The sequence below is a fragment of the Streptomyces sp. NPDC002306 genome (assembly GCF_053593435.1).
The window spans coordinates 567,631-592,018 of sequence record NZ_JBSFCK010000002.1 but is presented as its reverse complement, the minus strand read 5'-3'; the positions used below and the strand labels follow the sequence as shown (position 1 = coordinate 592,018).

The following is a 24,388-nucleotide window of genomic DNA, read 5'->3' as shown; positions in this document are numbered from 1 at the left end:
ATGCGTGAAAAGTCCCCGAAACACCATTGGACACCAGGAATCCCGGCAGGACAATGCTGGACATCCCCTCACGCATGCGTGTACATGTGGAGATACCGCTAGCGGCGCAGGATGACATGGGGGTTTGCGATGCTTTTGAGCAATACGCGCCGGTCGGAAAGCCGGACGACATGAACGCCCCTCACCCTCCGAAAGTGGCTGGAATCGATTCAACGGTTCCCGCACCCGCACACACTGTCGCGCCCGCGCCGGCCGCATCGGGCACCACTCCCGTCTCTTCTGCCCTCTCCTCCCCCACACCGGCGGGCGCCCTGCTCCAGGACCGGCTGGCCGGCTGGGTCTCGGACCTCACCACCCTGCACGAACTCACGGAACGCCTGGTCCGCACGGACACACTCCCCGGCGCGCTCCAGGAACTGCTGCGCGCCGGGGCCGCCCTGGTGGGTGCCCGCCGCGGCCTCGTCGTACTGGAACCCGCCGACGGACTCGGCCCCGAGACGACCCTCGGCCTCGGCCTCGCCCGCGCCGACCTCGGTCACTTGGAGACCGTGCCGCGCGGGGCGCTGTCGTACGGCGCGCTCCTCGACACGGACGCCGGACTGCCCGGCGGCAGCACCGAGATCGTCCGGCCCGACCTGTTCGCCGAGGAGGCGCTCGACCCCCGCCACCGCGAGGTGGCCGCCCGTCTCGGCTACGCCGCCAGCTACGCGCTCCCCCTGTCCACCGAGGCCGCGGGCCGCCTCGGCGCCGCCGTCTGGCTCTACGACGAACCCGCCGAACCGGTCGAGCGCCAGCGCCACCTGATCGGCCTGTACGGGCGGTACGCCACCGAACACCTCGCCCGGCTCGTCGAGGTCGAGCGCACGCGCGCGTGCATGGCGACCATGTCAGACGAGCTGCTGCCCGCACGGCTGCCCCGGGTGAGCGGGGTCCAGCTCGCGGTCCGCCACCGCACCGGGCCACGCGGCGGCGGCGACTGGTACGACGCGCTCCCGCTACCCGACGCCGCGCTCGGCCTGGCGGTCGGGTCGGTCACCGGGTCCGGGCCGAGCGCGATCGCCGCGATGGGCCGGCTGCGCGCGTCCCTGCGGGCGTACGCCGTGATGGAGGGCGAGGACCCCGTCGCCGTCCTGTCCGACCTGGAGCTGCTGCTCCGGCTCACCGAGCCCGCCCGCTCCGCGACCGCCCTGTTCGCGTACTGCGAACCCGCGCTGCGCAAGATCACCCTGGCCGGTGCCGGGCACTGCCCGCCGCTGCTGGTCGGCGAGCGGCGCACGGAGTTCGTGGAGACCTCCGTCTCGGCGCCGCTCGGGATGCTCGCCTGCTGGGAGGCGCCCAGCGTGGAGCTCCAGACCGAGCCGGGAGAGACGGTCCTGCTCTACACCGACGGGCTGCTGCACCGTACCGGCGACTCCGCGGACCGGGCCTTCGCCCGGCTGCACGCGGCCGCCTCCAGCGTGCCCAGGGCGCTGCGCCAGGAACCGGACGCCGTCGCCGAGCATGTGCTGCGCACCGTGCTGCCGGACGGGCTGGACGCCACGGTCGGCGCGGAGGACGTGGTGCTGATGGCGGCTCGCTTCGAGTGATCGCCCCTCGGCGGCCTCCCGGCCACCCCTCGTGACACCTCAACGGCCTCCCGGCCACCCCTCGTGACCTCTCGGCGACCCTTGGTCGCCGGTCACCCTTCGGCGACCCTCAGTCATCGACCACACCTCGGCGGCACTCAGTCACCGATCACCCTCGGCGATCTCCCGCCAGAGCGTCGGTCATCTCACCGTCACGCCTGGTCGACGCGCGCCAATCCCTCGGCGAACTCCCGGTCGCCGTACGGCATTCCCCCGCCGGACCGGTGGCCGCCCGGCCGGTCGCCCCTCGGTGTTCCTCCGTCGAACGGTCGGTAAAGGCCCTTGCCCCCTGGGCTCTCCCGCGTACGACCGTACGATGGACAAGGTCCAGTGCCGTACCAAGGAGGATGACCGTGGCCGACGAGCTCACCCCGGAGACCCCGGAGACTGAGTCGGAAGAGCCGATCAAGCAGCGCAAGAACGGCCTGTACCCGGGCGTGTCCGACGAGCTGGCCGAGAACATGAAGTCCGGCTGGGCCGACACGGAGCTGCGCGGCCTGGAGCCGATCGCGCAGGCCGCCGAGACCGCCGCCCGCCGCGCCGCGCTCTCCGCGCGGTTCCCCGGCGAGCGCCTGGTCGTCCCCGCGGGCAACCTGAAGACCCGCTCGAACGACACCGAGTACGCCTTCCGGGCGTCGGTCGAATACGCGTACCTGACCGGCAACCAGACGGAGGACGGCGTCCTGGTCCTGGAGCCGACCGCGGACGGCCACCAGGAGACGATCTACCTGCTGCCGCGCTCGGACCGCGAGAACGGCGAGTTCTGGCTGTCCGGACAGGGCGAGCTGTGGGTCGGCCGCCGGCACTCCCTCGCCGAGTCCGAGGCGCTGTACGGCATCCCCGCCTCCGACGTGCGCGAGCTCGCGGACGCGCTGCGCGAGGCCACCGGCCCGGTCCGCGTGGTGCGCGGCAACGACGCCGGTGTCGAGGCGGCCCTGGCCGACAAGGTCACCGCCGAGCGCGACGAGGAACTGCGTGTCTTCCTCTCCGAGGCCCGCCTGGTCAAGGACGCGTTCGAGGTCGGTGAGCTGCAGAAGGCCGTCGACTCGACCGTGCGCGGCTTCGAGGACGTCGTGAAGGTCCTCGACAAGGCCGAGGCCACCAGCGAGCGCTACATCGAGGGCACGTTCTTCCTGCGCGCGCGGGTGGAGGGCAACGACGTCGGCTACGGCTCCATCGCCGCTGCCGGCCCGCACGCCTGCACGCTGCACTGGGTGCGCAACGACGGCCCGGTCCGCTCCGGCGACCTGCTCCTGCTGGACGCGGGTGTGGAGACGCACACGCTCTACACCGCGGACGTCACGCGCACGCTGCCGGTCAACGGCCGCTTCAGCGAGATCCAGAAGAAGATCTACGACGCCGTGTACGAGGCCCAGGAGGCCGGCATCGCGGCCGTGCAGCCGGGTGGCAAGTACCGCGCCTTCCACGACGCGGCGCAGCGCGTGCTGACCGAGAAGCTCGTCGAGTGGGGTCTGGTCGAGGGTCCGGTCGAGCGGGTGCTCGAACTCGGTCTCCAGCGCCGCTGGACGCTGCACGGCACGGGACACATGCTCGGCATGGACGTCCACGACTGCGCGGCCGCCCGCGTCGAGTTCTACGTGGACGGCACGCTGGAGCCCGGCATGGTCCTCACCGTCGAGCCCGGTCTGTACTTCCAGGCCGACGACCTGACGGTGCCCGAGGAGTACCGCGGCATCGGCGTGCGCATCGAGGACGACATCCTGGTCACCGAGGACGGCAACCGGAACCTGTCGGCGGGGCTGCCGCGCCGCTCCGACGAGGTCGAGTCCTGGATGGCCGCGCTGAAGGGCTGATACGGCGGCGATGGCCGGGTACCGGAAGAGGTGCCCGGCCATCGGCGTGTGCGCGCCCCGGGCCGCGCGTGCCCGGATTTCACGTACCTAGGGGGAGGGTTCTCGTGAACGACTTCTGGTCCGGTGTCGGCATGGACCTGCGGCTGGCTCCGGAGGGCGCGCAGGGGCGGCGCGCCGGTCTCGAAAGGGCGCTGCGGGACGCCGTGCGCGACGGGCGGCTGGCGCCCGGCACCCTGCTCCCGGCCACCCGGACGCTCTCGACCGACCTCGGGATCTCGCGCAACACCGCGAAGGCGGCCTACGACCAGCTGGTCGCCGAGGGCTATCTCACGGCACGGCAGGGGTCGGGCACACAGGTCGCCGCACTGCCGTCGCCCGACGCCGCCGCCGCGGACGTGACGACACGCGCGCGTGCGCCCCGCCTCGATCTGCGGCCCGGCAGCCCGGACGTCGGGGCGTTCCCGGCGGCCGTCTGGCTGCGGGCGCTGCGCCGCGCCCTCGCGACGGCGCCCTCACTGGCGTACGACTACGGTGATCCGCGCGGCCGGATCGAGCTGCGCACGGCGCTGTCGGGATACCTGGGGCGGGCGCGCGGGGTGATCGCTCCGCCGGAGCGGATCGTGATCACCTCCGGGTACGTCCAGGGTCTCGCGCTCCTCACGCGCGTGCTCGACGGCGCCCGGGTCGCCATGGAGGACCCCGGGCTGCCGTTCCACCGGGAGGTCGTACGGCACAACGGCGGGACCGTGGTGCCGGTGCGGGTGGACGAGCGGGGTGTGCGCGTGGCGGACCTCGGTGACGTGTCGGCCGTCGTGGTCACCGCCGCTCACCAGTACCCGACCGGCATGAGCCTGCACCCGGAGCGGCGGCGGGCGCTCAGCGACTGGGCACGCGCGCGTGGCGGGCTGATCGTCGAGGACGACTACGACGGGGAGTTCCGCTACGACCGGCAGCCCGTCGGCGCGCTCCAGGGCATGGCGCCGGGGCAGGTCGTCTACCTGGGCACCGCGTCCAAGACCCTCGGCCCCGGGCTGCGGCTCGGCTGGATGGTGCTGCCCCCGCGCCTCGTCGACGCGGTCGCCGACGCCAAACTGCACAGCGACCACCACACCGAGTCCATCGGCCAGTTGGCGCTTGCCGAACTGATCGACAGCCACGCCTACGACCGGCACGTGCGCGCGTGCCGCCTCAGGTACCGGCGCCGCAGGGACCAGCTCGTGGACCGGCTGGGGACGCGCCGGCGGGTGCGCGGTATCGCGGCCGGCCTGCACGCCCTGGTGGAGGTCACCGACGAGAAGGAGACCCTCGCCCGGGCCGAGGCGGAGGGACTCGCCGTCGGCCACCTGGGGGAGCACTGGCACACACCGGGGGCGCCGGCACGCCCGCAGGGGCTGGTCATCGGGTACGGGACGCCTCGGGAGCGGCTCTATCCGGAGGCACTGGACGTGCTGGGGAAGGTGTTGGAAGGGTCCTGACCGGCGGGCCAGGCCCCCTCACCGCCGAACCGGCAGCGGGTCCGGGAACAGGGCGCCCGCCGGCAGGCCGGCGCTCCCGGGCGTGGGGCGGGCCCATCGGCCCTACGGTGTGCGGCAGTTCGGGGAGAGGAGAGCGGGCTTCGACGTCAACAGGTCGCCCGGCCCGGCCTGTTCGTCGGCGTCGACGACCCCCGCGCCGGTCGGCCGAGGCGTCGAACCGGGCGAGGCGTCATACCGGGCGAGGTCGGAAATCGCTCAGGACGCCGTCACCAGCGGGGAGTTCTCGCGCCACTTGAGGATCTTGTCGAAGCTCACCACGGCCCCGGTGCGGCCCGGCCCGTTGCCGATGTGGACGTGGTCGGCGAGTTCCTGGATGAGGTACAGCCCCCGGCCGTTCTCCGCGTCGGTGCAGGCCATGTCGGTGTGCACGGCGCGGGCGCCACGGTCACCGCGCTCGCCCCGGTCACGGTCACCGCGGTCACCGCGGTCACCGCGCTCGCCGGCGAAGCCGGGGCCCGAGTCGGCCACCTCGATTCGGCACTTCTCGCCGTCGAGGTAGGCGGTCACCCGGTACGCCTCCGAGTGGCCGCCGCGCGCACCGCCCCCGCCGTGTTCGACGGCGTTGGCGCAGGCCTCGCTGAGGGCCACGGAGAGGTCGTAGGAGATGTCGGGATCGACGCCCGCCGTCTCCATCGTGCCGAGCAGCAGGCGCCGGGCGAGCGGAACGCTCGCAGCTTCGCGCCGCAGATGGAGTGACCACCAGATGCTCATGCTCCAGCCTCCAGGCCGCGGCTCGACATACCGTTACGTATTGCCCCCAGGGCCCGCATGTAAGCGCGAATTCGGTGTGACGCCGCCCATTTAGGGGATGCGCTCGGGGGCTCAATCGGTGTATGTGGGGCTCATCCACATCAGCCGCCACAGAAGGTGATCTTCCGGTCCACCGGATTCCTGGTCATCTTGTGGACCTGCCGTATGGAGGCGGTAGGGCCAGTGCGATGATGAGTGCGCCATGTCTGCCCCCCACCCGCGCACGGCGCGCTCCGGAAGCGATCTCCGGCTGTTGCGGGCCGCGGTGTTCGCCGCGGTCTGTGTCGTGCTGGCCGCGGCCGGGCACGCCCTCGCCTCCTGCGCCACGGTGCCGCTGTGGACGCTGGGCGCGGGATTCCTGGGGGCCCTGACGGTCGTGGCACCGCTCGCCGGACGGGAACGCTCCCTGCCCGGGATCGCGGCGCTGCTCGCCCTCGGACAGACCGTGCTGCACACGCTGTTCGGGCTGGGACAGCACACGGCCATGACCTCGGCGTCGGCATCGGCCTCCGCGTCCGGTGCGATGCCGATGGGATCCATGGCGTCGATGGGATCCGTCGGCTCGACGGGCGCGCTCACCGACGCCGCGTTGGTCGAGCGGGCCGCGCGGATCCTGTGCGGAAGCACCGCATCCGCGCTCAGTCCCGCCCAGGCCCAGCGGATCCTCGCCGACGCGCGGCTCTACCCGGGGGCGGGAACGGGCACCGGCACGGGCACCACCGCCATGCACGACCCGGCGGACGCCCTGTCCACCGCCGCCGGTTCCACGGCCTCCCTGCTGCCCTCCCTGCCGATGCTGCTCTGCCACCTCCTGGCGGCCCTCGCCGCCGGCTGGCTGCTGCGCCGCGGCGACTCCGCGCTGCTGCGGATCGTCGAACTGTCGGCGCAGGGAGCGCAAGGAGTCGCGGAAGCGGCGCTCGTCCGTTCCCTGCGCGGTGCGCTCGCGCTGGTGCACGCCCTGCTCGCCGGGCTGCCGGCCGCGCCGGAGGCGGACCCTCGCCCGGCGCTCGCCGCCGCGCACCGCGCGCCGGAGCCACGCACCGCCGCACTCCAGCACTCGGTGATCAGGCGCGGTCCGCCCGTCCGCGCCGCACTCGTCCTCGCTGCCTGACACGACGCGACCAGCCGAGCCACTCCGCGGGAGTTCCGCGAGGAGGGCGGCCGCCGTCGTGCGGCACGCGCGCGTGCGTGGATCCGACCCGAGAGGTCACCCACCCGCACGCGTATCCCTCTTCATCACCGGAATCACCCTCGAAGTGGAGTGCACCCTTACATGAAGGCTTCCCGCATCGCCGCCGCCGCTGCCGTCGCCGGCATGGCCGTTCTCGCCCTGTCCGCCCCGGCCTTCGCGCACGTGAGCGTCCAGCCGGAGGGCACGGCCGCCAAGGGCGGCTACGCCGTCGTCGACTTCAAGGTCCCCAACGAGCGCGACAACGCCTCGACCACCAAGCTCGAGGTCACCTTCCCGGCCGACCACCCGCTGGCCTCGGTGATGCCGCAGCCGCTCGCCGGATGGAAGGTGCAGGTCACCAAGTCCAAGCTGGACAAGCCGCTCGAAATGCACGGCGAGAAGATCTCCGAGGCCGTCACCAAGGTCACCTGGACCGCCGACGGCAAGGGCATCGAACCCGGCTACTTCCAGAAGTTCCCGCTCTCCATCGGCGCGCTGCCCGAGGACACCGACGAACTCGTCTTCAAGGCGATCCAGACGTACTCCAACAAGGACGTCGTGCGCTGGATCGAGGTGCAGGAGGACGGCGCCGAGGAGCCCGAGAACCCGGCTCCCGTGCTCCAGTTGTCCGCCGCCTCCGAGGGCGGCCACTCCCACGGCTCGGCCGGCGCGGAGGAGACCTCCACCAAGACCGACGATGCCAAGGCCGAGGACGCCAAGGCCGCCGCGAGCAGCGCCGAGGCGGCCGAACCGGCCGACAGCTCCGACACCACCGCCCGCGTGCTGGGCGTGGTCGGGATAGTCATCGGCGTGGCGGGCGTGGCGTACGGCGTGACCGCCGGCCGTCGGCGCGGTGCCGGCGGCAACGCCTGAGCCTGATCGTTCACGGTGCGCGCCGGGGGTGCACAGCCCCCGGTGCGCACCGGAGTTCACACATCTGGGACATTTCTCTATGCGCAAGAAGACCTTCGCCGCGGCCGCGCTGCTCGCCGCCGCCGCGCTGACCCTTTCCGCCTGCGGCAGCGACGACGCCGGCGACAGCCCCGTCGCCGTCGTCTCCGAGGACACCTCACGGCAGGCGGCCACCGTCCTCGACCAGCCCTTCGAGAAGCCGGACCTGGTTCTCACGGACACCCAGGGCAAGACGTACGACCTCCGTCGGGAGACCGCGGGCCGGCCCACGCTGATCTACTTCGGCTACACCAACTGCCCCGACGTCTGCCCGCTGACGATGAACAACCTGGCCGTGGCCAAGAAGCAGCTGCCCGAGGCCGACCAGGACGCGCTGCGGATCGTGTTCGTCACCACCGACCCGGACCGGGACACCCCGGCCGCGCTGGGCAAGTGGCTCAAGGGCATCGACCCGCACGTCATCGGCCTGACCGGCGACTTCGCCACCGTCCAGGCCGGCGCGCGCACGCTCGGCATCAGCATCGAGCCACCGCACAAGGACAAGAACGGCAAGACCGTCTCCACCCACGGCACCCAGGTCATCGCCTTCTCACCGAAGACGGACGCGGGGTACGTGCTCTACGGCGACGACGCCACCGTCGACGACTACACCAAGGACCTGCCCAAGATCATCAAGGGGGAGAACCCGTGAGGCTCCCCGGTACGGCGGCCGTGGCGACGACCGCGGTGACGGTCGCGGCGCTGGCCCTGACCGGCTGCGGCGGCTCGGACTCCGGTTCGGACGCGGCCTCCGGTACCACCGGAGCCGAGCTGTCCGTCAGCTCCGCCTACATGCCGCAGCCGGTCTCCGACTCGATGGCGGCGGGCTTCCTGACGATCGCCAACAAGGGCGCCACGAAGGACGAACTGACCTCCGTCACCAGCGACATGGCCGGCAGCGTCACCGTCCACGAGACCGTCGGCACCTCCATGGAGGAGGTGGCGTCCCTCGATGTCCCCGCACACGGCCGACTGGTCTTCGAGAGCGGCGGGAACCACCTGATGTTCGAGAGGCTGAAGCGCAAGCCGCTGCGGGGCGAGAAGGTGACCGTCCGACTGCACTTTGCCGAATCCAGGCCCGTCACGGTCGAGATACCGGTGAAGTCGGCCACGTACAACCCCAAGACCGGGCACTGAGGGAGGGACCCCCTTGACACTGACCATCGCCCCGCGCGTCCGCACCCTGGTGCTGCTGTTCCTGGCCGTCACCGGCGCGCTGCTCGCCGGAGCCGGTCCGGCTTCCGCGCACGCCGCGCTGACCGGCAGCGACCCGGCGCAGGGGGTGGTGGTCGACAAGGCTCCGACGCAGGTGTCGCTCACCTTCTCCGAGCAGGTCGCGCTGTCGGACGACGCGCTGCGCGTGCTGGACCCCAAGGGCAAGCGCGTCGACAGCGGCAAGCCGGCCAACCTGAGCGGCACGACCTACGCCGTGCGGCTGCACAGCGGGCTGCCCGACGGCACCTACACCGTCACCTACCAGGTCGTGTCGGCGGACAGCCACCCCGTCTCCGGCGCGTACACCTTCTCCGTCGGCGCCCCCTCGCAGACCACGGTCTCGGTGGACCGGCCGGCGGCGGGCGGCGGAGTGGTCGGCTGGCTCTACGGCTTCGGGCGGTATCTGTCGTACGCCGGCTTCATCGTGCTGGTCGGCGGCGCCTGCTTCGTCCTCGCCTGCTGGCCGCGCGGCTCCGGGGTGCGGGCCGTGCAGCGGCTCGTCGTCTCCGGCTGGGTCACGCTCACCGCGGCCACGCTGGGCCTGCTGCTCCTGCGCGGGTCCTACACCGGCTCGTCGAAGGTCGGTGACATCTTCGACCTGGACCTGCTCGGCGAGGTCCTCCAGACCAAGACGGGCGCCGCGCTGGTCTCCCGGCTGCTGCTGCTCGCCGCGGCCGCCCTCTTCATCGCCGTGCTGTTCGGTGCCTACGACAAGCGCGAGGACGACGAGAAGCGCGACCTGACCTTCGGGCTCACGGTCGGCGGGATCGTCGTGGCGGCCGGGCTCGCGGCGAGCTGGGCGATGGCCGAGCACGCCTCGACCGGGCTCCAGCCGGGGATCGCGATGCCGGTCGACATCGTCCACCTGCTGGCCGTGGCCACCTGGCTCGGCGGACTCGTCACCCTCCTCGTCGCGCTCTACCGGGCCCCGGCGGACACCCCGGTCGGGGTCGCGGCCGTACGCCGTTTCTCGACCGTCGCCTTCGGCAGCGTCGTCGCGCTGGTGGTGACCGGCGTCTACCAGTCGTGGCGTCAGCTGGGCTCCTGGTCGGCGTTCACCGACACCGCCTACGGCCAGTTGCTCCTCGTCAAGATCGGTCTGGTGGCGCTGCTCGTCGGCGTCGCCTGGATCTCGCGACGGTGGACGGCGAAGCTGTCGGCCACCGAGGCGTCCGGTACGGCGGTGCGACCGCGCGGGGACGAGGTCCGCGAGCGGGACACGGACGGCGACGAGGACGCGGACGCGGGCACCGAGGAGAAGGAGACCGCGGGCGTACGGAAGGGCTCGGGCTCCGCGTCGGCCCGCGCGACCGCGACCGGTTCCACGGCCGTTCCCGCGACCGTTCCCGCGACCGGTGAGTCGGCGGCCGGTACGGGGGCGAAGGCGTCGGCGCCGGCCGCGGACGGCACCGAACGCGCCGCCCAGCTCGCCCGCCAGCGGGCCGCCGTGGACACCGCCCGGCAGAAGCGGCTGCGCGACGCCGACCCCGACCGCCACGGACTGCGCCGCTCGGTGCTCGCCGAGGCGGGCGTGGCCGTCGTCCTGCTGGCCGTGACCACCGTGCTCACACAGACCGAGCCCGGCCGGACCGAGCAGGAGGCGAAGGCCGCCACCTCGTCGTCCTCGTCGTCCTCCGCATCGGATCCGGGCGCCTCGGGTGCCCTGACCCTCGACATGCCCTTCGACACCGGCGGCGAGGACGGCAAGGGCGTGGTGAGCGTCGACCTCGACCCCGCCCGGGTCGGCGCCAACGAGATGCACGTCTATGTCGAGCGGGCCAACGGCCGCGGCTTCGACGTCCCCGAGGTGAAGATCGCCTTCACCCTCACCGCCAAGGACATCGGGCCGTTGCCCGTCGTCCCCGACCACATCACCACCGGACACTGGGCGGCGAGCGGCGTGCAGATCCCCATGGCCGGCGACTGGAAGATCGCCGTGACCGTGCGGACCTCCGACGTCGACCAAGTGACCGTCTCCAAGAACGCGCAGATCGGCTGAACCACACCATGGCTGACCAGTCCGTCCCGCAGGCCCGTACCCCCGGGGCCGTCGTCGAGCAGGGAGTCTCCGAGGAGGCTCCCGCCGTGGCAGGACTCACGCGGCGCAAGCTGCTCGGCACCGCCGGTGCCACCGGGCTCGCCCTCGGCGCGGCGGGCGGGGCCGTCGGCTACACCGCCGCGCCCGCCGCGGCGGACCCGCTCACCTCGCTGGGTGCCGACCGGGCGATGTTTCACGGGAAACATCAGCCCGGCATCACCGAGGGCCTCCAGGCCCGTGGCCATCTCGTCGCCTTCGACCTGACGGCCGGCGCGGGCCGCAAGGAGGCGGCCGCGCTGCTGCGCCGCTGGTCGGCCGTGGCCGAGCGGCTGATGGCGGGCGAGGCGGCCGGGCAGGGCGACACGGACGTGGCCCGCGACGCCGGCCCGTCCTCGCTGACGGTCACCTTCGGATTCGGCCACGACTTCTTCGCGAAGACCGGGCTGGAGAAGCAGCGTCCGGTCGCCCTCGACCCGCTGCCCGACTTCTCCTCCGACCACCTCGACAAGACCCGCAGCAACGGCGACCTGTGGGTGCAGATCGGCGCCAATGACGCGCTGGTCGCCTTTCACGCCCTGCGCGCGATCCAGAAGGAGACGGGCGGCGCCGCGCGGATCCGCTGGCAGATGAACGGCTTCAACCGTTCGCCCGGCGCGACCTCCCACCCCATGACCGCCCGCAACCTCATGGGCCAGCTGGACGGCACCCGTAATCCCAAGCCCGCCGAGTCCGACTTCGACGGGCGGATCTTCGTGCCCGCGTCCGGCGCGAAGGACCCGGCGTGGATGGCCGACGGTTCCTACGTCGTCGTACGCCGTATCCGCATGCTCCTCGACGACTGGGAGCGGCTCTCGGTCACGGCCCAGGAGCAGGTCATAGGGCGTCGCAAGGCCGACGGCGCCGCGCTGTCCGGCGGCGGCGAGACGACCGGGATGGACCTGGAGAAGCGGGACTCCCACGGGGATCTGGTCGTTCCGCTGGACGCGCACGCCCGGATCACCCGGCCCGACACCAACGGCGGCGCGGCGATGCTCCGGCGTCCGTTCTCCTTCCACGACGGCTTCGACCCGGACGGGGTGCCGGACGCGGGGCTGCTCTTCGTCTGCTGGCAGGCCGATCCGCTGCGCGGCTTCGTACCGGTGCAGCGCAAGCTCGACCGGGGCGACGCGCTGTCGAAGTACATCCGCCACGAGGCCAGCGGGCTGTTCGCGGTGCCGGGCGGGGCGGCCGAGGGCGAGTACGTGGGGCAACGGCTGCTGGAGGGCTGAGAGCCGCCCGCCGGTCACCCACCCGAGGGGGCCGGCACGGGATCCGTACGCCAGGTTTCACCAGGCCCATTAGGGTGAAGTCATGCCAGCCAGCTACGCGTATCTCGGCCCCGAAGGCACCTTCACCGAAGTCGCCCTGCGCAGGCTTCCGGAGGCGGCGACCCGGGAACTGACCCCCTACGTGTCCGTGCAGTCGGCGCTCGACGCGGTGCGCACCGGCGAGGCCGAGGCCGCCTTCGTGCCGATCGAGAACTCCGTCGAGGGGGGCATCACCACCACCCTCGACGAGCTGGTCGCGGGCGCACCGCTGACGATCTACCGCGAGGTGCTGCTGTCCATCACCTTCGCGCTGCTGGCCAGGCCCGGTACGCGGCTGTCCGACATCAAGACGGTCACCGCCCACCCGGCCGCCCAGCCGCAGGTGCGCAACTGGCTGAAGGCGAACCTCCCGAACGCCCTCTGGGAGTCGGCCGCCTCGAACGCGGACGGCGCCCGTCTGGTCCAGGAGGGCCGTTACGACGCCGCCTTCGCGGGCGAGTTCGCGGCCGCCCGGTACGGTCTCGAACCGCTGGAGACCGGGATCCACGACGCCGAGAACGCGCAGACCCGGTTCGTACTGGTGGGCCGTCCCGCCCGGCCCGCGGCGCCCACCGGGGCGGACAAGACGTCCGTCGTCCTGTGGCAGCGCGACGACCACCCCGGCGGCCTGCGTGACCTGCTCGGCGAGTTCGCCTCCCGAGGGATCAACCTCATGCTGCTCCAGTCCCGTCCGACGGGCGCCGGCATCGGCAACTACTGCTTCTGCGTCGACGCCGAGGGCCATATCTCCGACCGGCGGGTGGCCGAAGCCCTGATGGGGCTGAAGCGGATCTGCCGGGAGGTGCGCTTCCTCGGCTCCTACCCGCGGGCGGACGCGGGACCGCAGGACGTGCGGGCGCTGCGGCGGGGAACGTCGGACGAGGAGTTCGTGTCGGCGGCCGACTGGGTGGCTCGGTGCCAGGACGGCCGTTTCTAGCCAGGTCACGTCGGTTCTACCTGCATATTTTCGTTATCCACAGACGTTATCCACAGGTGCGCTTCTCGACCTGGGGACAAGTCGACAGCGAAGCACCACCTAGTCGACAAATCGGCCTACAGGCCCCGACTGCACCCCGGACCGCACAGGTCACCCTTCGTCCACTCTTTTCCTTTGATCAATCCTTTGGAGCGAACCCTTTCCACTCGAAAGTGGGGGTAAAAGGGGTTTGTGCCGGGAATCCTCAGCCCGGTCGAACCCGTGCGGACTGATCAATTCCGGCATCCACAGATCTTCCTCACAGCCTGTGGATAACTCTTCCGAGGGCGTGGACCCCTGTGGACAAGCGGGAGCCAAGTCCCGTTCCCCGCAAGGAAATCCGGTCAACCGGACGCCCGGGTCGTGCTCCGTCCCAGGGAGTGAGACACTTTTTATTGACACGATCGGCAATTCGCTCATAACGGAACGTAAGCCGTGATTCGCCACCACTCGGAATCTGAGTCGTAGCCGGATACCGCACACCGGTAGCCTTGAGCGCGTGATTGACCTTCGCCTGCTCCGTGAGGACCCCGACCGTGTGCGCGCTTCCCAGCGGGCCCGTGGAGAGGACGTCGCGCTCGTCGACGCTCTCCTGTCCGCCGACGAGCGGCGCAGGTCGTCCGGCGTCCGCTTCGACGAGCTGCGCTCCGAGCAGAAGTCGCTCGGCAAGCTGATCCCCAAGGCCTCCCCCGACGAGCGCGCCGAGCTGCTGAAGAAGGCCGAGCAGCTCAAGGCCGACGTCAAGGCCGCCGACGCCGAGCAGCACGAGACGGACGAGGAGGCCAAGCGGCTCCTGCTCCAGCTCGGCAACCTCGTGCACCCGGACGTCCCGGTCGGCGGCGAGGAGGACTTCGTCGTCCTGGAGACGCACGGCACGATCCGCGACTTCGGCGCCGAGGGCTTCGAGCCCAAGGACCACCTGGAGCTCGGCGAGGCGCTCGGCGCCATCGACGTCGAGCGGGGCGCCAAGGTGTCCGGATCGCGCTTCTACTACCTGACCGGCGTCGGCGCGCTCCTGGAGCTCGCGCTCGTCAACGCGGCGATCGCGCAGGCCACCGAGGCCGGCTTCACCCCGATGCTGACCCCGGCGCTGGTCCGCCCGCGCGCCATGGAGGGCACCGGCTTCCTCGGCCAGGCCGCGGAGAACGTGTACCACCTGGAGAAGGACGACTTCTACCTGGTCGGCACCTCCGAGGTCCCCCTCGCGGCCTACCACATGGACGAGATCCTCGACGCCGACAAGCTCCCGATGCGCTACGCCGGCTTCTCGCCGTGCTTCCGCCGTGAGGCCGGCACGTACGGCAAGGACACCCGGGGCATCTTCCGGGTGCACCAGTTCGACAAGGTCGAGATGTTCTCGTACGTCGCTCCCGAGGACGCCGAGAACGAGCACCAGCGGCTCCTGGAGTGGGAGAAGCAGTGGCTGACCGGCCTCGAGCTGCCGTTCCAGGTCATCGACGTGGCGTCCGGCGACCTCGGCTCCTCCGCCTCGCGCAAGTTCGACTGCGAGGCGTGGATCCCCACCCAGGGCAAGTACCGCGAGCTGACCTCGGCGTCGAACTGCGACGGCTTCCAGGCCCGCCGGCTGTCCGTGCGGATGCGGGACGGCAAGAAGGTCCAGCCGCTCGCGACGCTCAACGGCACGCTGTGCGCCGTACCGCGCACGATCGTGGCGATCCTGGAGAACCACCAGCTGGCCGACGGTTCGGTGCACGTGCCCGAGGTGCTGCGCCCGTACCTGGGCGGCCGTGAGGTCCTGGAGCCGATCGCCAAGTGAGCACGGTTGCACAGTTCCCGTACCGGCTGATCGCGACCGACCTCGACGGGACGCTCCTGCGTTCCGACGAGTCGGTCACGCGCCGGACCCGTGACGCGCTCGCCGCGGCCACCGCGGCGGGCGCCGCGCACATCGTGGTGACGGGCCGTGCGGTCCCGTGGACCCGGCACATCCTCGACGACCTCGGCTACCGGGGCCTCGCGGTCTGCGGCCAGGGCGGGCAGGTGTACGACGCCGGCGAGCACCGACTGCTGACGTCGGTGACCCTGGACCGGCAGCTCGCGGCGCTGGCCCTGGCCAAGATCGAGGCCGAGGTCGGCCCGCTGTTCCTGGCGGCGAGCCGTGACGGCCTGGACGGCGAGGTGCTGGTGGGCCCCGGCTACGCGGTCACGGGCACGCTGCCCGCCACCCCGTTCACGGACGCCTCCGACCTGTGGACGGCTCCGCTGAACAAGATCTACATACAGCATCCGACGCTCACGGACGACGAGCTCGCCGAGGCCTCCCGCCAGGCCGCGGGCGGTTTCGTCTCGGTGGCGATGGCGGGCGCGGGCATCGTGGAGCTGCTCCCGCTGGGCCTGTCGAAGGCGACCGGTCTGTCGCTGGCCGCCCGGCGGCTGCGGCTGAAGGCCGCCGACACGATCGCCTTCGGCGACATGCCCAACGACGTCCCGATGTTCGCCTGGGCGGCGCGGGGCGTGGCCATGGCCAACGCCCACGAGGAGCTGAAGGCGGTCGCCGACGAGGTGACGTCCTCCAACGAGGAGGACGGGATCGCGGTCGTGCTGGAACGGTTGCTGGCCGAGCGGTACTCGGACTGAGCGGTACTCGGGCCGAGCAGTTCTCGGGCCGAGTGCTCGGCGGCCCGAGTGCTCGGCTTCCGTACCGCTGTGCCCCGGCGGAGGATGCACGGATCGAACGTGCGCGGGGATCACCCCGACCACGGCTTAGCAAGCCGGTGCCTTGCCTCTCGGCCAATCCTCCGGGTGGGCGGCCCACGCGAGTGCGATTCGCGTGCTCGAAGCGGCCGCCCCGGGCAGCTCACCATGCAGGGCGGGATCGACGGAGGGGTAGCTACTCCGGAACCCGCCGCACGCTGCCCTGTCGGGAGCTGGACGTACTGTCGTACAGGGACAACGCCCGCTCCTCTCCCCGACCGTGGCGCCGGCTCCACACCGGCGGCCTGGACACAACCACTGTGCCCGACCGGGGAGTTGGACGCCACCGAATATCGGCGGCTGCGCGGGTCCCTACCGGCGCCGCCACCTGCGGCGACGGGCCTTGCTGAAGAACCATCCGGCGGGCGGCTCGTCGGAGCGCCAGGGCTGCGGCTCGGGTGCCCGCGCCCGCCAGCGGGCGGCGAGCATACGCGCCCGGGCGGACGGCTCGGCCGTCTCCGCGGCCCGGACGAACGTCTCGTCCAGGACGACGTCGTCCCACGTGTCCTCGCTCCGGCCGCCCGGCCCGCGGCCGGCGCTCTCCGGCGTCTCCTCTGCCATCCCCGGCCCTCCTAGGACCCGTCCCGGCCAGCATCCACTCCGTCCAGTGTGCCCGGACGGAGATGAAGCCCCGGTCAAGACCGGGGCCTCGCTCCTACTCCTCCCCGGCCAGCGTCAGCGAGCGCAGCTTCTGCCCCGCGTACCAGGTGGCCAGGACGGTGACCGCGACCAGCAGCACCGTCGCCGTGGTCAGCCCGACGTCGGAGGTGACGAGGTCCCCCTCGGCGACCTTGTGGGCGACGGCCAGCGACCACTGCTGGACGCTGAGCGTGCGCGCGCCCGGCACCAGGGAGCCGAACAGCGCCTCCCAGACCAGGGCGTAGACGAGGCCGAAGACCACGGCGTGCCGGGACACCGTGCCCAGCAGCAGGAACAGCGCCGCGTACGCGATGGAGGCGACCAGCGCGGCCACCGTGTAGGCGACCGCGATCTGCTGACCGTTGCCGTTCAGGATCAGCCCGGCGATCAGCGTCGGCAGCGCCGAGAACACCATCGTCACCGCGACCGCCACGATGAGCTTGGTGAAGATGATCGTCGGCCGCTTGAGCGGCTTGGACAGCAGGTACACCACCGAGCCGTCGTCGATCTCCGGCCCGATCGCGCCGGTCCCGGCGATGACGCCGATGATCGGCACCATCGTGGCGAGCGCCAGTCCGCCCAGGACGTTCGTCGCCGTCTGGTCGTCGGCCCCGGTCAGGGCGCGGACGGCCACGGAGATCACGATCAGCAGCAGCGGCAGGGCGCCCAGGACGAGGGCGCGCTTGCGGCCGAGCAGGGCCCGGTAGGTGAGCCGGGCGACTGTGGGGTCGTACATGTTCGGCCTCCTACGCCGCGACGAGATACGAGAAGACGGACTCGAGGGACTCGTCGGACGGCGAGACCGTGAGCAGCCGGATGCCGTGGTCCCTGGCCACCCGGGGCAGCAGGGTCGTGAACCGGCCGAAGTCGACGGCCTGGACGCGCAACGCGCCCTCGGCCAGGTCGACCTCGATACCGGACGTCGACGGGTCCGCGATCAGCGCGGCCGCGAGGGCGCGGTCGTCGCTGGAGCGCACCAGGTAGCGGTGCGGGCGGTCGGTCATCAGGCGGCGGATCCGGCGGAAGTCGCCGCTCGCCGCGTGCCGGCCGGCGACGATCACCTCGATGTGCCAGGCGAGTTGCTCGACCTCCTCCAGGATGTGCGAGGAGAACAGGACCGTACGGCCCTCGTCGCCCATGCGCCGCAGCAGTTCCATGAGCTGCATGCGCTGGCGCGGGTCCATGCCGTTGAAGGGTTCGTCGAGCAGGAGCAGCGAGGGCTCGTGGACCAGCGCCGACGCCATCTTCACGCGCTGGCGCATGCCCTTGGAGTAGGTGGAGATCTTCCGGTCCTGGGCGTACTCCATCTCGACCGTGGCCAGCGCCTGCTGGGCGGCCTTCGCGCCCAGTCCGTGCAACTCGGCGTTGGCGACGACGAACTCGCGCCCGGTGAGGAAGTCGTACATCGCCTCCCGCTCGGGGACGATGCCGATCTGCCGGTAGATCTGCTCGTTGCGCCACACCGGCTGCCCGTCGAGGGTGACGGAGCCGGTGGAGGGCGCGAGGAAACCGCCCATCATGTTGATGAGGGTGGACTTCCCGGCGCCGTTGGGGCCGAGCAGGCCCGTGACGCCCGGACCGATGGTCATGGTGATGTCGTTGACGGCGACCACGTTGCCGAACCAGCGGGAGACGTGGTCGATGCTGAGCGTGGTCACAGTCCGACCTTTCGGTAGCGGCGCATCAGGAGGCCGTAGCAGGCGGCGATCAGGCCCAGGGCGACGAGGACGTACACCACGCCCTGTCCGTGCGACGGGCCGATCCCGCCGGGGGCCGCGGAGCTCGCGCCGAGGAAGGCGGACTGCACTCCGTCGATGAGCGTGGTGGGCGAGAACAGGCCGACCCAGGGGATGACCTCGGTGCTGCCCTGCTCGTAGGCGATGGCCTGGAGGGTGGAGACCGCTCCGTAGGAGATGGTCAGTACGGCGATGACGGCCGCGATGCCGAAGCCGCGGCGCGGGGTCACGGCGGAGATGACCAGGCCGATCCCGGCGAAGAGCACCGAGAGCAGGGCCACGGACACGAGTCCCTGCCCGAATCCCTCGCTCTGGTCGGCGAAGTCGAGCTTGGCCAGCAGCGCGCCGACGTACAGCACGAGCAGGGGTGCCGCGGTGAGCACGAACAGCGCCGAGGCCAGTGCCGCGAACTTCGCGCGGACGTAGTCGGCGGTCTCGATCGGCCGTGAGAAGTACAGCGGCACGGTCTTGAAGCGCAGGTCGCGCGAGACGGACTGGGGTGCCTGCGAGGCGACGTAGAGGCTGATGACGGCCTGCATGATGATCGCGTAGCGCGTGTAGTCGACCGGCAGGTCCTTGGCCTTCGTGGCGACCGCGACGGCGACCATGATGGCCGCGGGCACGCACATCACCACGAACAGCAGCATCGGCAGCACCTTGGACTTGACCGAGCGGCCGAGGCCGTAGGCGCCGCGCAGGGACTGCGAGTACAGGGACCGGCGGGCGTAGGAGCGGCCCAGGCGCGGGCCGTCGTACGTGCGGTAGCCGATGTCGTGGATGCGGGTCTGGTCACCCGCCGGGCTGCTCGCTACGGGGTGCTCAACCGCCATGGCCGACCGCCTCCTTCCGCTGCGCGGCACTGTCCGCGTCGTTCTTGAACACCTCGGAGATGTGGTGCCGGCGCTGTTCCATGCGCACCAGGCCCAGACCGAGGTCGGCGACGATGTCGCGGACCAGGTCGTACGTCTCGTCGCCCTCGGCGGTGAGCAGCAGGACGTGTCCCGCGCCCGGGAGGCCGCCGCTGCCGTCGAGGACGTCGGCCCCGCGCGCGTGGAGCGCCTCGCGCACCGCACGGGTGCCGTCGGGGTGCTCGTCGCTGTCGGTGACCTCGATCGCCAGGGTGGTCGTGGTCTGGGTGAAGTCGGTGGTGGAGCTGGAGCGCAGCAGTTTGCCGCCGTCGATGACGACGACGTGGTCGCAGGTGCGTTCGAGCTCACCGAGGAGGTGCGAGGTGACCAGGACCGAGATGCCGAAGTCCGTGTGGATGCGGCGGATCAGGCCCAGCATGTCGTCGCGGCCGACGGGGTCGAGGCCGTTGGTCGGCTCGTCGAGGAAGACCAGCTGCGGGTCGTGCACCAGCGCCTGGGCGAGCTTCACGCGCTGCTTCATGCCGGTCGAGTAGCCGCCGATGGGGCGGTAGCGCTCCTCGTAGAGGCCGACGTGGCGCAGCGTGTCCGCGGTGCGCTCGCGGGCTGCGGTGGGTGGCAGGCCGGACATGCGGGCCATGTGCACGACGAACTCGGTGGCCGAGACGTCGGGCGGCAGGCAGTCGTGCTCCGGCATGTAGCCGACGCGCTCCCGGATGGCGGCGCCATGGGTGGCCACGTCGAGTCCGAACACCTCGGCGCGGCCCTCGGTGGCGGGGGACAGACCCAGAAGGATCTTGATCAGTGTGGACTTGCCGGCTCCGTTGGCCCCGACGAGTCCGGTCACACCGGGCCCGACATCCACGGAGAGCCGGTCAAGCGCGGTCACCCGGGGGAACCGCTTGCTCAGGCTTTCGGTCGCGATCACAGTCACGTCCTCGACGGTAGTGACGCCCACCACGCCGGTCGTCACCCCGCAGAGCGGTCTTGGTGTCGGTCTCTGGTCGTACGGGAACCCCGGGGTCACCCTGAGGTCGAACACCGTCCGGCCGTTTTCTCCCCATCGCCGCGGTTGTCCACAGGCTCGCCCCCTCCTATTGACGCCGCCTCTAACAACTGTCACATTCACCAGTGTCAAGTGACGGACACGTACCGCAGTCGGCGGCTGGGACGGGTGGGGCGTTGGCATGACGACGACACGGACACGGGACCTCGCCGCGGATCTGCGAGGCTTCCGGCGGGTACAGCGCCTGGCCTACGAGTGCGCCGAGGCGGTGGCGGCCCGGTTGCGGCCGGGCGTGACCGAGCGGGAGGCGGCCCGCATGCAGCGCGAGTGGCTGCGCGAGCGCGGGGTGCGGGACTGGTTCCACCTGCCGTTCGCGTGGTTCGGCGACCGCACGGCGTTCGTGAACTTCCGCGTGCCCCTCCAGTTCTTCCCGACCGACCGACGGCTGGAGCCCGGGATGCCCTTCATCCTGGACATGGCCCCGGTGTACGAGGGCCACACCGCCGACATCGGCTACTCGGGGTCGCTCGGCAGCAACCCGGTGCAGGACCGGTTGATGGCCGACCTGGCGGCGCACCGCGAGCTGATCCTGCGGGAGGTACGGGAACGGCGGTCGCTGCGCGAGATCTACGAGGACGTGGACCGCCTCATGGTCCGCCAGGGCTACGCCAACCGGCACCGCGCGTACCCGTTCGGGGTGATCGCGCACAAGGTCGACCGGGTCAAGGAGCGCCGCTGGTCACCGCACGTCCTCGGGTTCGGCACACAGTCCCTGAAGGGGCTGGTCGGGGACCTGGTCCACGGCCACCGGGAGGGCTGGTCGCCCCTGTGGTCGCCGTACCGCTTCTCCGACCACCCGCCGCGGCCGGGCCTGTGGGCGGTCGAACCGCACCTCGGCTTCCGGGGTACCGGCGCGAAGTTCGAGGAGATCCTGGTGGTCACCGACTCCCGGGATCCCGAGGAGAGCGCCTTCTGGCTGGACGACGATCTGCCGCACGTGCGGCGCTGGGCGCAGGAGAGGTGACGAGGGTGACGAGGGCGACGACGCTTCAGGACGCGCGGGAGCGCCGGGTACGGACCGGCGGGGTCGAGCTGTGCGTGGCCGAGCTGGGCGACCCGGAGCAGCCGACGGTGGTGCTGGTGCACGGCTATCCGGACAGCAAGGAGGTCTGGTCGGAGGTGGCCGTCCGCCTGGCCGACCGTTTCCACGTGGTGCTCTACGACGTCCGGGGCCACGGCCGCTCCACGGCCCCGCGGCCGCTGCGCGGGGGCTTCACCCTGGAGAAGCTGACGGACGACTTCCTGGCGGTCGTGGACGCGGTCAGCCCGGGCCGGCCGGTGCACCTGGTGGGGCACGACTGGGGATCGGTGCAGTCCTGGGAGTTCGTCACGGTCGCGCGCACCGAGGGCCGGATCGCGTCCTTCACCTCCATGTCGGGTCCGTCGCTCGACCACTTCGGGCACTGGATCGCCGCGCGCGTGAAGCGGCCGACGCCCCGCAGGGTGGGCCAGCTCCTCGGCCAGGGCGCCAAGTCCTGGTACGTGTACCTGCTGCACACGCCCGTGCTGCCGGAGCTGGCCTGGCGCGGCCCGCTCGGCAGGCGCTGGCCGACGATCCTCCAGCGTCTGGAGAAGGTCCCCGGGGGCGACTACCCCACCTCGTCGCTGCCCTCGGACGCCGCGCACGGCGCCTGGCTGTACCGGGACAACGTCCGGGCCCGGCTGCGCAGGCCGCGCCCGGACGCCTACGCGCACGCGCCCGTACAGCTCGTCACCCCGTTGGGGGACGCGTTCCTGTCGGAGCGGCTCTACGACGAACTGGAGCAGTGGGCTCCGCAGTTGACCCGTCGCACGCTCCCGGCCAAGCACTGGGTCCCCCGCACCCGGCCGGACCAACTGGCGGCCTGGATCTCGGAGTTCGCGACGGCCGTCGAGGGCGGCCGGCCGGAGCCGGAGGGGAAGGCCGACGGCGCGTACGCCGACCGGTTCGGCGGGCAGCTCGTGCTGGTGACCGGCGCGGGCAGCGGCATCGGACGGGCGACGGCGTTCGCGTTCGCGGAGTCCGGCGCGCGCGTGGTGGCCGTCGACCGGGACGGGGAGGCCGCGGCCCGCACCGCCGAGCTGTCCCGGCTGATCGGCGCCCCGCGGGCCTGGGCGGAGACGGTCGACGTCTCCGACGAGCAGGCCATGGAGAAGCTCGCCGAGAAGGTCGCCGCCGAGTACGGCGTGGTCGACGTGCTGGTGAACAACGCCGGCATCGGCCTGTCGGGCTCCTTCTTCGACACGACACCGGACGACTGGCGCCGGGTCCTGGACGTCAACCTGTGGGGCGTCATCCACGGCTGCCGCCTGTTCGGCCGGCAGATGGCGGAGCGCGCCCAGGGCGGCCACATCGTCAACACCGCCTCGGCGGCGGCCTACCAGCCCTCCAAGGTCCTGCCCGCGTACAGCACCTCCAAAGCCGCGGTGCTGATGCTGAGCGAGTGCCTGCGCGCCGAACTGGCCGGGCAGGGTATCGGCGTGACGGCGGTCTGCCCCGGCATCGTCAACACCGGCATCACGTCGACGGCCACGTTCGCGGGCGTGGACGACGAGGAGCAGCGGCGCCGCCAGAAGCGGGCGGCGCGGCTGTACGGGCTGCGCAACTACCCACCGGAGAAGGTCGCCGAGGCGATTCTGCGCGCGGTGGTGCGCAACGAGGCGGTGGTGCCTGTGACTCCGGAGGCGCGGGGCGCGCGACTGCTGTCCCGTTGGATGCCGGGGGCGTTGCGGGCGCTGGCGCGGGTGGGGCCGGATGGTCGGTAGGGACTCTGATTGGGGCTGGAGCTGGGGCTAGGGCTGGAGCTGGGGCTTGGTATGGGGCTGGGCCTGCTTCGGGGCGGGTTGAAGCGGGCCTGGGCCTACTGGGCTTGCTTCGGGGCGGGTTGAAGCGGGGGAGGCGGCCTCGCTCGTGCACCGCGGGCGGGCGTCCCGACACCGGTATCGGGCACTTCACGAGGACACATCACATGGTCAACTCCCCGGCCACCGAGCCGTCGTACCGCATCGAGGACCTGGCCCATCTGAGCGGAGCCAGCGTCCGCACCATCCGTGCCTACCAGGACCGGGGCCTGCTCCCCCGTCCCGAACGCCGGGGCCGGGCCAACGTCTACACGGACACCCACCTCACCCGCCTCCACCAGATCGCCGCCCTCCTCGACCGCGGCCACACCCTGGCCTCCGTCAAGGAACTCCTGGACGCCCACGACACCGGCCGCGGCCTGGGCGGAATCCTCGGCCTGGTCACCGAGGTCGAAGGCCCCTGGACCGACGAGGAACCCTCCCGTGTCTCCCGCGCCGAACTGACCGCCCGCTTCGGCGCGACCCCCGACGACGACGCGATCGCCGACGCCGTCGACCTGGGCATCCTTCGACCGGCCCCCGGCGAGGACGACATCTTCCTCGTCCCGAGCCCCCAGGAGCTCGCTGTGGCTGCCGAGTTGCACGCCGCTGGTGTGCCCCTCTCCGCGATCACCGCCCACCTGAGGGAGTTGAGGGTCCAGGTCGAGCACATCGCCGCCCGCTTCCTGGAGTTCACCACCGAGCACGTCTTCGCCCGCTACCTCGACGGACCACACCGTCCCACCGACGCGGACGCGGCCGAGGCGGCCTCGCTCGTGCGCCGGCTGCGCCCTCTCGCCCAGCACACGATGGACGCCGAACTCGCGCGGGCCATGCGCCTGTTCGCCACCCGTCATCTGCGACGACACCTCGGCACGGACTCCGCGCCACATCCCGACAGCGGGACGCGTGCGGTGCAGCTCCCCGAGGAGACAATGCGAGCCGTGGACACCCTGGTTGGGCGGGATCAAGCGGCGGCGTTCATCGCTGCGGCCGCGCAACGGGAAGTGCAGGCCCGTACTTTGGACCGTCTGACCGCAAGTCATCTCACAGCACGTGATCTTGACGAAACCACCTGAATCGACAGGTGGTTGTCCACAGATTCTCCAATTCCCCTGTGGATAA

General features: G+C 71.7%; 21 protein-coding genes and 1 tRNA gene. 15 read left to right on the top strand and 7 right to left on the bottom strand.

Annotation, left to right across the window (positions count from 1 at the left end; genetic code table 11):
• The first annotated feature begins 53 nt into the window (after positions 1–53).
• The 3 genes from ACWCQK_RS07020 to pdxR all read left to right on the top strand — a co-directional run bounded on the left by ACWCQK_RS07020 (position 54) and on the right by pdxR (position 4,914).
• Positions 54–1,586 (top strand): PP2C family protein-serine/threonine phosphatase, encoded by a 1,533-nt coding sequence (locus ACWCQK_RS07020; protein WP_451152724.1) that lies wholly within the window; start codon positions 54–56, stop codon positions 1,584–1,586.
• A 386-nt stretch (positions 1,587–1,972) separates the two neighbouring features.
• Positions 1,973–3,439: an aminopeptidase P family protein gene (locus ACWCQK_RS07015; RefSeq protein WP_451152722.1), complete on the top strand. Its 1,467-nt coding sequence runs from the start codon at positions 1,973–1,975 to the stop codon at positions 3,437–3,439.
• 104 nt (positions 3,440–3,543) lie between these two features.
• Positions 3,544–4,914, top strand: a complete 1,371-nt coding sequence (gene pdxR, locus ACWCQK_RS07010) for a MocR-like pyridoxine biosynthesis transcription factor PdxR (protein ID WP_451152720.1) — start codon at positions 3,544–3,546, stop codon at positions 4,912–4,914.
• A gap of 255 nt (positions 4,915–5,169) precedes the next feature.
• Here pdxR and ACWCQK_RS07005 read toward each other — a convergent pair whose 3' ends face one another.
• On the bottom strand, positions 5,170–5,685 hold the full coding sequence (locus ACWCQK_RS07005) for an ATP-binding protein (protein WP_451152718.1): 516 nt from the start codon (positions 5,683–5,685) through the stop codon (positions 5,170–5,172).
• Between the two features lie 241 nt (positions 5,686–5,926).
• On the opposite strand from ACWCQK_RS07005, the gene ACWCQK_RS07000 reads away from it, so the two are divergent.
• From ACWCQK_RS07000 to ACWCQK_RS06960, 9 genes are all read left to right on the top strand, one after another.
• Positions 5,927–6,835: a hypothetical protein gene (locus ACWCQK_RS07000; protein WP_451152716.1), complete on the top strand. Its 909-nt coding sequence runs from the start codon at positions 5,927–5,929 to the stop codon at positions 6,833–6,835.
• 162 nt (positions 6,836–6,997) lie between these two features.
• Positions 6,998–7,768, top strand: coding sequence for a YcnI family copper-binding membrane protein (locus ACWCQK_RS06995; protein WP_451152714.1), 771 nt, complete (start codon positions 6,998–7,000; stop codon positions 7,766–7,768).
• Between the two features lie 79 nt (positions 7,769–7,847).
• A complete protein-coding gene (locus ACWCQK_RS06990; RefSeq protein WP_451152712.1) occupies positions 7,848–8,498 on the top strand; it encodes an SCO family protein in 651 nt (216 codons plus the stop codon).
• Entirely contained in the window at positions 8,495–8,983 is a 489-nt protein-coding gene (locus ACWCQK_RS06985) for a copper chaperone PCu(A)C (protein WP_451152710.1), read from the top strand. The genes ACWCQK_RS06990 and ACWCQK_RS06985 overlap by 4 nt, the downstream gene beginning before the upstream one ends.
• Before the next feature lie 13 nt (positions 8,984–8,996).
• Positions 8,997–11,060: a copper resistance protein CopC gene (locus ACWCQK_RS06980; protein WP_451152708.1), complete on the top strand. Its 2,064-nt coding sequence runs from the start codon at positions 8,997–8,999 to the stop codon at positions 11,058–11,060.
• Positions 11,061–11,068: 8 nt separating this feature from the next.
• Positions 11,069–12,367, top strand: a complete 1,299-nt coding sequence (efeB, locus tag ACWCQK_RS06975; protein ID WP_451152706.1) for an iron uptake transporter deferrochelatase/peroxidase subunit — start codon at positions 11,069–11,071, stop codon at positions 12,365–12,367.
• Between the two features lie 82 nt (positions 12,368–12,449).
• Positions 12,450–13,382, top strand: coding sequence for a prephenate dehydratase (pheA, locus tag ACWCQK_RS06970; RefSeq protein WP_451152704.1), 933 nt, complete (start codon positions 12,450–12,452; stop codon positions 13,380–13,382).
• Between the two features lie 538 nt (positions 13,383–13,920).
• Positions 13,921–15,198 carry a serine--tRNA ligase gene (serS, locus tag ACWCQK_RS06965; protein WP_451152702.1) on the top strand — a complete coding sequence of 426 codons (1,278 nt, stop codon included), beginning with the start codon at positions 13,921–13,923 and terminating at the stop codon, positions 15,196–15,198.
• A complete protein-coding gene (locus ACWCQK_RS06960; RefSeq protein WP_451152700.1) occupies positions 15,195–16,019 on the top strand; it encodes an HAD family hydrolase in 825 nt (274 codons plus the stop codon). Before serS ends, ACWCQK_RS06960 begins: the two co-directional genes overlap by 4 nt.
• Positions 16,020–16,097: 78 nt before the next feature.
• Here ACWCQK_RS06960 and ACWCQK_RS06955 read toward each other — a convergent pair.
• From ACWCQK_RS06955 to ACWCQK_RS06930, 6 genes are all read right to left on the bottom strand, one after another.
• A tRNA-Ser gene (locus tag ACWCQK_RS06955) sits at positions 16,098–16,182 on the bottom strand.
• Positions 16,183–16,448: 266 nt separating this feature from the next.
• Complete coding sequence (locus tag ACWCQK_RS06950) at positions 16,449–16,697, bottom strand: SGM_3592 family protein (protein ID WP_451152698.1); 249 nt, start codon at positions 16,695–16,697, stop codon at positions 16,449–16,451.
• Positions 16,698–16,791: 94 nt separating this feature from the next.
• Positions 16,792–17,511 carry an ABC transporter permease subunit gene (locus ACWCQK_RS06945; protein ID WP_451152696.1) on the bottom strand — a complete coding sequence of 240 codons (720 nt, stop codon included), beginning with the start codon at positions 17,509–17,511 and terminating at the stop codon, positions 16,792–16,794.
• A gap of 10 nt (positions 17,512–17,521) precedes the next feature.
• Entirely contained in the window at positions 17,522–18,433 is a 912-nt protein-coding gene (locus ACWCQK_RS06940) for an ABC transporter ATP-binding protein (RefSeq protein WP_385775232.1), read from the bottom strand.
• Positions 18,430–19,341: an ABC transporter permease gene (locus ACWCQK_RS06935; protein WP_451152693.1), complete on the bottom strand. Its 912-nt coding sequence runs from the start codon at positions 19,339–19,341 to the stop codon at positions 18,430–18,432. Before ACWCQK_RS06935 ends, ACWCQK_RS06940 begins: the two co-directional genes overlap by 4 nt.
• A complete protein-coding gene (locus ACWCQK_RS06930) occupies positions 19,331–20,305 on the bottom strand; it encodes an ABC transporter ATP-binding protein (protein ID WP_451152981.1) in 975 nt (324 codons plus the stop codon). Before ACWCQK_RS06930 ends, ACWCQK_RS06935 begins: the two co-directional genes overlap by 11 nt.
• A gap of 259 nt (positions 20,306–20,564) precedes the next feature.
• Here ACWCQK_RS06930 and ACWCQK_RS06925 point away from each other — a divergent pair, with 259 nt between their 5' ends.
• The 3 genes from ACWCQK_RS06925 (at position 20,565) to ACWCQK_RS06915 (ending at position 24,342) form a co-directional block, all read left to right on the top strand.
• On the top strand, positions 20,565–21,407 hold the full coding sequence (locus tag ACWCQK_RS06925; RefSeq protein ID WP_451152691.1) for a M24 family metallopeptidase: 843 nt from the start codon (positions 20,565–20,567) through the stop codon (positions 21,405–21,407).
• Positions 21,408–21,412: 5 nt separating this feature from the next.
• Positions 21,413–23,188 (top strand): SDR family oxidoreductase, encoded by a 1,776-nt coding sequence (locus ACWCQK_RS06920; protein WP_451152689.1) that lies wholly within the window; start codon positions 21,413–21,415, stop codon positions 23,186–23,188.
• 203 nt (positions 23,189–23,391) lie between these two features.
• The gene (locus tag ACWCQK_RS06915) at positions 23,392–24,342 is read left to right on the top strand and encodes a MerR family transcriptional regulator (protein ID WP_451152687.1); all 951 of its coding nucleotides are present in this window, start codon (positions 23,392–23,394) and stop codon (positions 24,340–24,342) included.
• Positions 24,343–24,388: the final 46 nt, after the last annotated feature.

What these genes read in the sequence shown, in the direction of transcription:
- ACWCQK_RS07020 (WP_451152724.1), top strand. Translation starts at nt 54, where the DNA reads ATGCTGGACATCCCCTCACGCATGCGTGTACATGTGGAGATACCGCTA.
- ACWCQK_RS07015 (WP_451152722.1), top strand. Translation starts at nt 1,973, where the DNA reads ATGACCGTGGCCGACGAGCTCACCCCGGAGACCCCGGAGACTGAGTCG.
- ACWCQK_RS07005 (WP_451152718.1), bottom strand. Translation starts at nt 5,685, where the DNA reads ATGAGCATCTGGTGGTCACTCCATCTGCGGCGCGAAGCTGCGAGCGTT.
- ACWCQK_RS07000 (WP_451152716.1), top strand. Translation starts at nt 5,927, where the DNA reads ATGTCTGCCCCCCACCCGCGCACGGCGCGCTCCGGAAGCGATCTCCGG.
- ACWCQK_RS06995 (WP_451152714.1), top strand. Translation starts at nt 6,998, where the DNA reads ATGAAGGCTTCCCGCATCGCCGCCGCCGCTGCCGTCGCCGGCATGGCC.
- ACWCQK_RS06990 (WP_451152712.1), top strand. Translation starts at nt 7,848, where the DNA reads ATGCGCAAGAAGACCTTCGCCGCGGCCGCGCTGCTCGCCGCCGCCGCG.
- efeB (WP_451152706.1), top strand. Translation starts at nt 11,069, where the DNA reads ATGGCTGACCAGTCCGTCCCGCAGGCCCGTACCCCCGGGGCCGTCGTC.
- pheA (WP_451152704.1), top strand. Translation starts at nt 12,450, where the DNA reads ATGCCAGCCAGCTACGCGTATCTCGGCCCCGAAGGCACCTTCACCGAA.
- ACWCQK_RS06950 (WP_451152698.1), bottom strand. Translation starts at nt 16,697, where the DNA reads ATGGCAGAGGAGACGCCGGAGAGCGCCGGCCGCGGGCCGGGCGGCCGG.
- ACWCQK_RS06945 (WP_451152696.1), bottom strand. Translation starts at nt 17,511, where the DNA reads ATGTACGACCCCACAGTCGCCCGGCTCACCTACCGGGCCCTGCTCGGC.
- ACWCQK_RS06935 (WP_451152693.1), bottom strand. Translation starts at nt 19,341, where the DNA reads ATGGCGGTTGAGCACCCCGTAGCGAGCAGCCCGGCGGGTGACCAGACC.
- ACWCQK_RS06925 (WP_451152691.1), top strand. Translation starts at nt 20,565, where the DNA reads ATGACGACGACACGGACACGGGACCTCGCCGCGGATCTGCGAGGCTTC.
- ACWCQK_RS06915 (WP_451152687.1), top strand. Translation starts at nt 23,392, where the DNA reads ATGGTCAACTCCCCGGCCACCGAGCCGTCGTACCGCATCGAGGACCTG.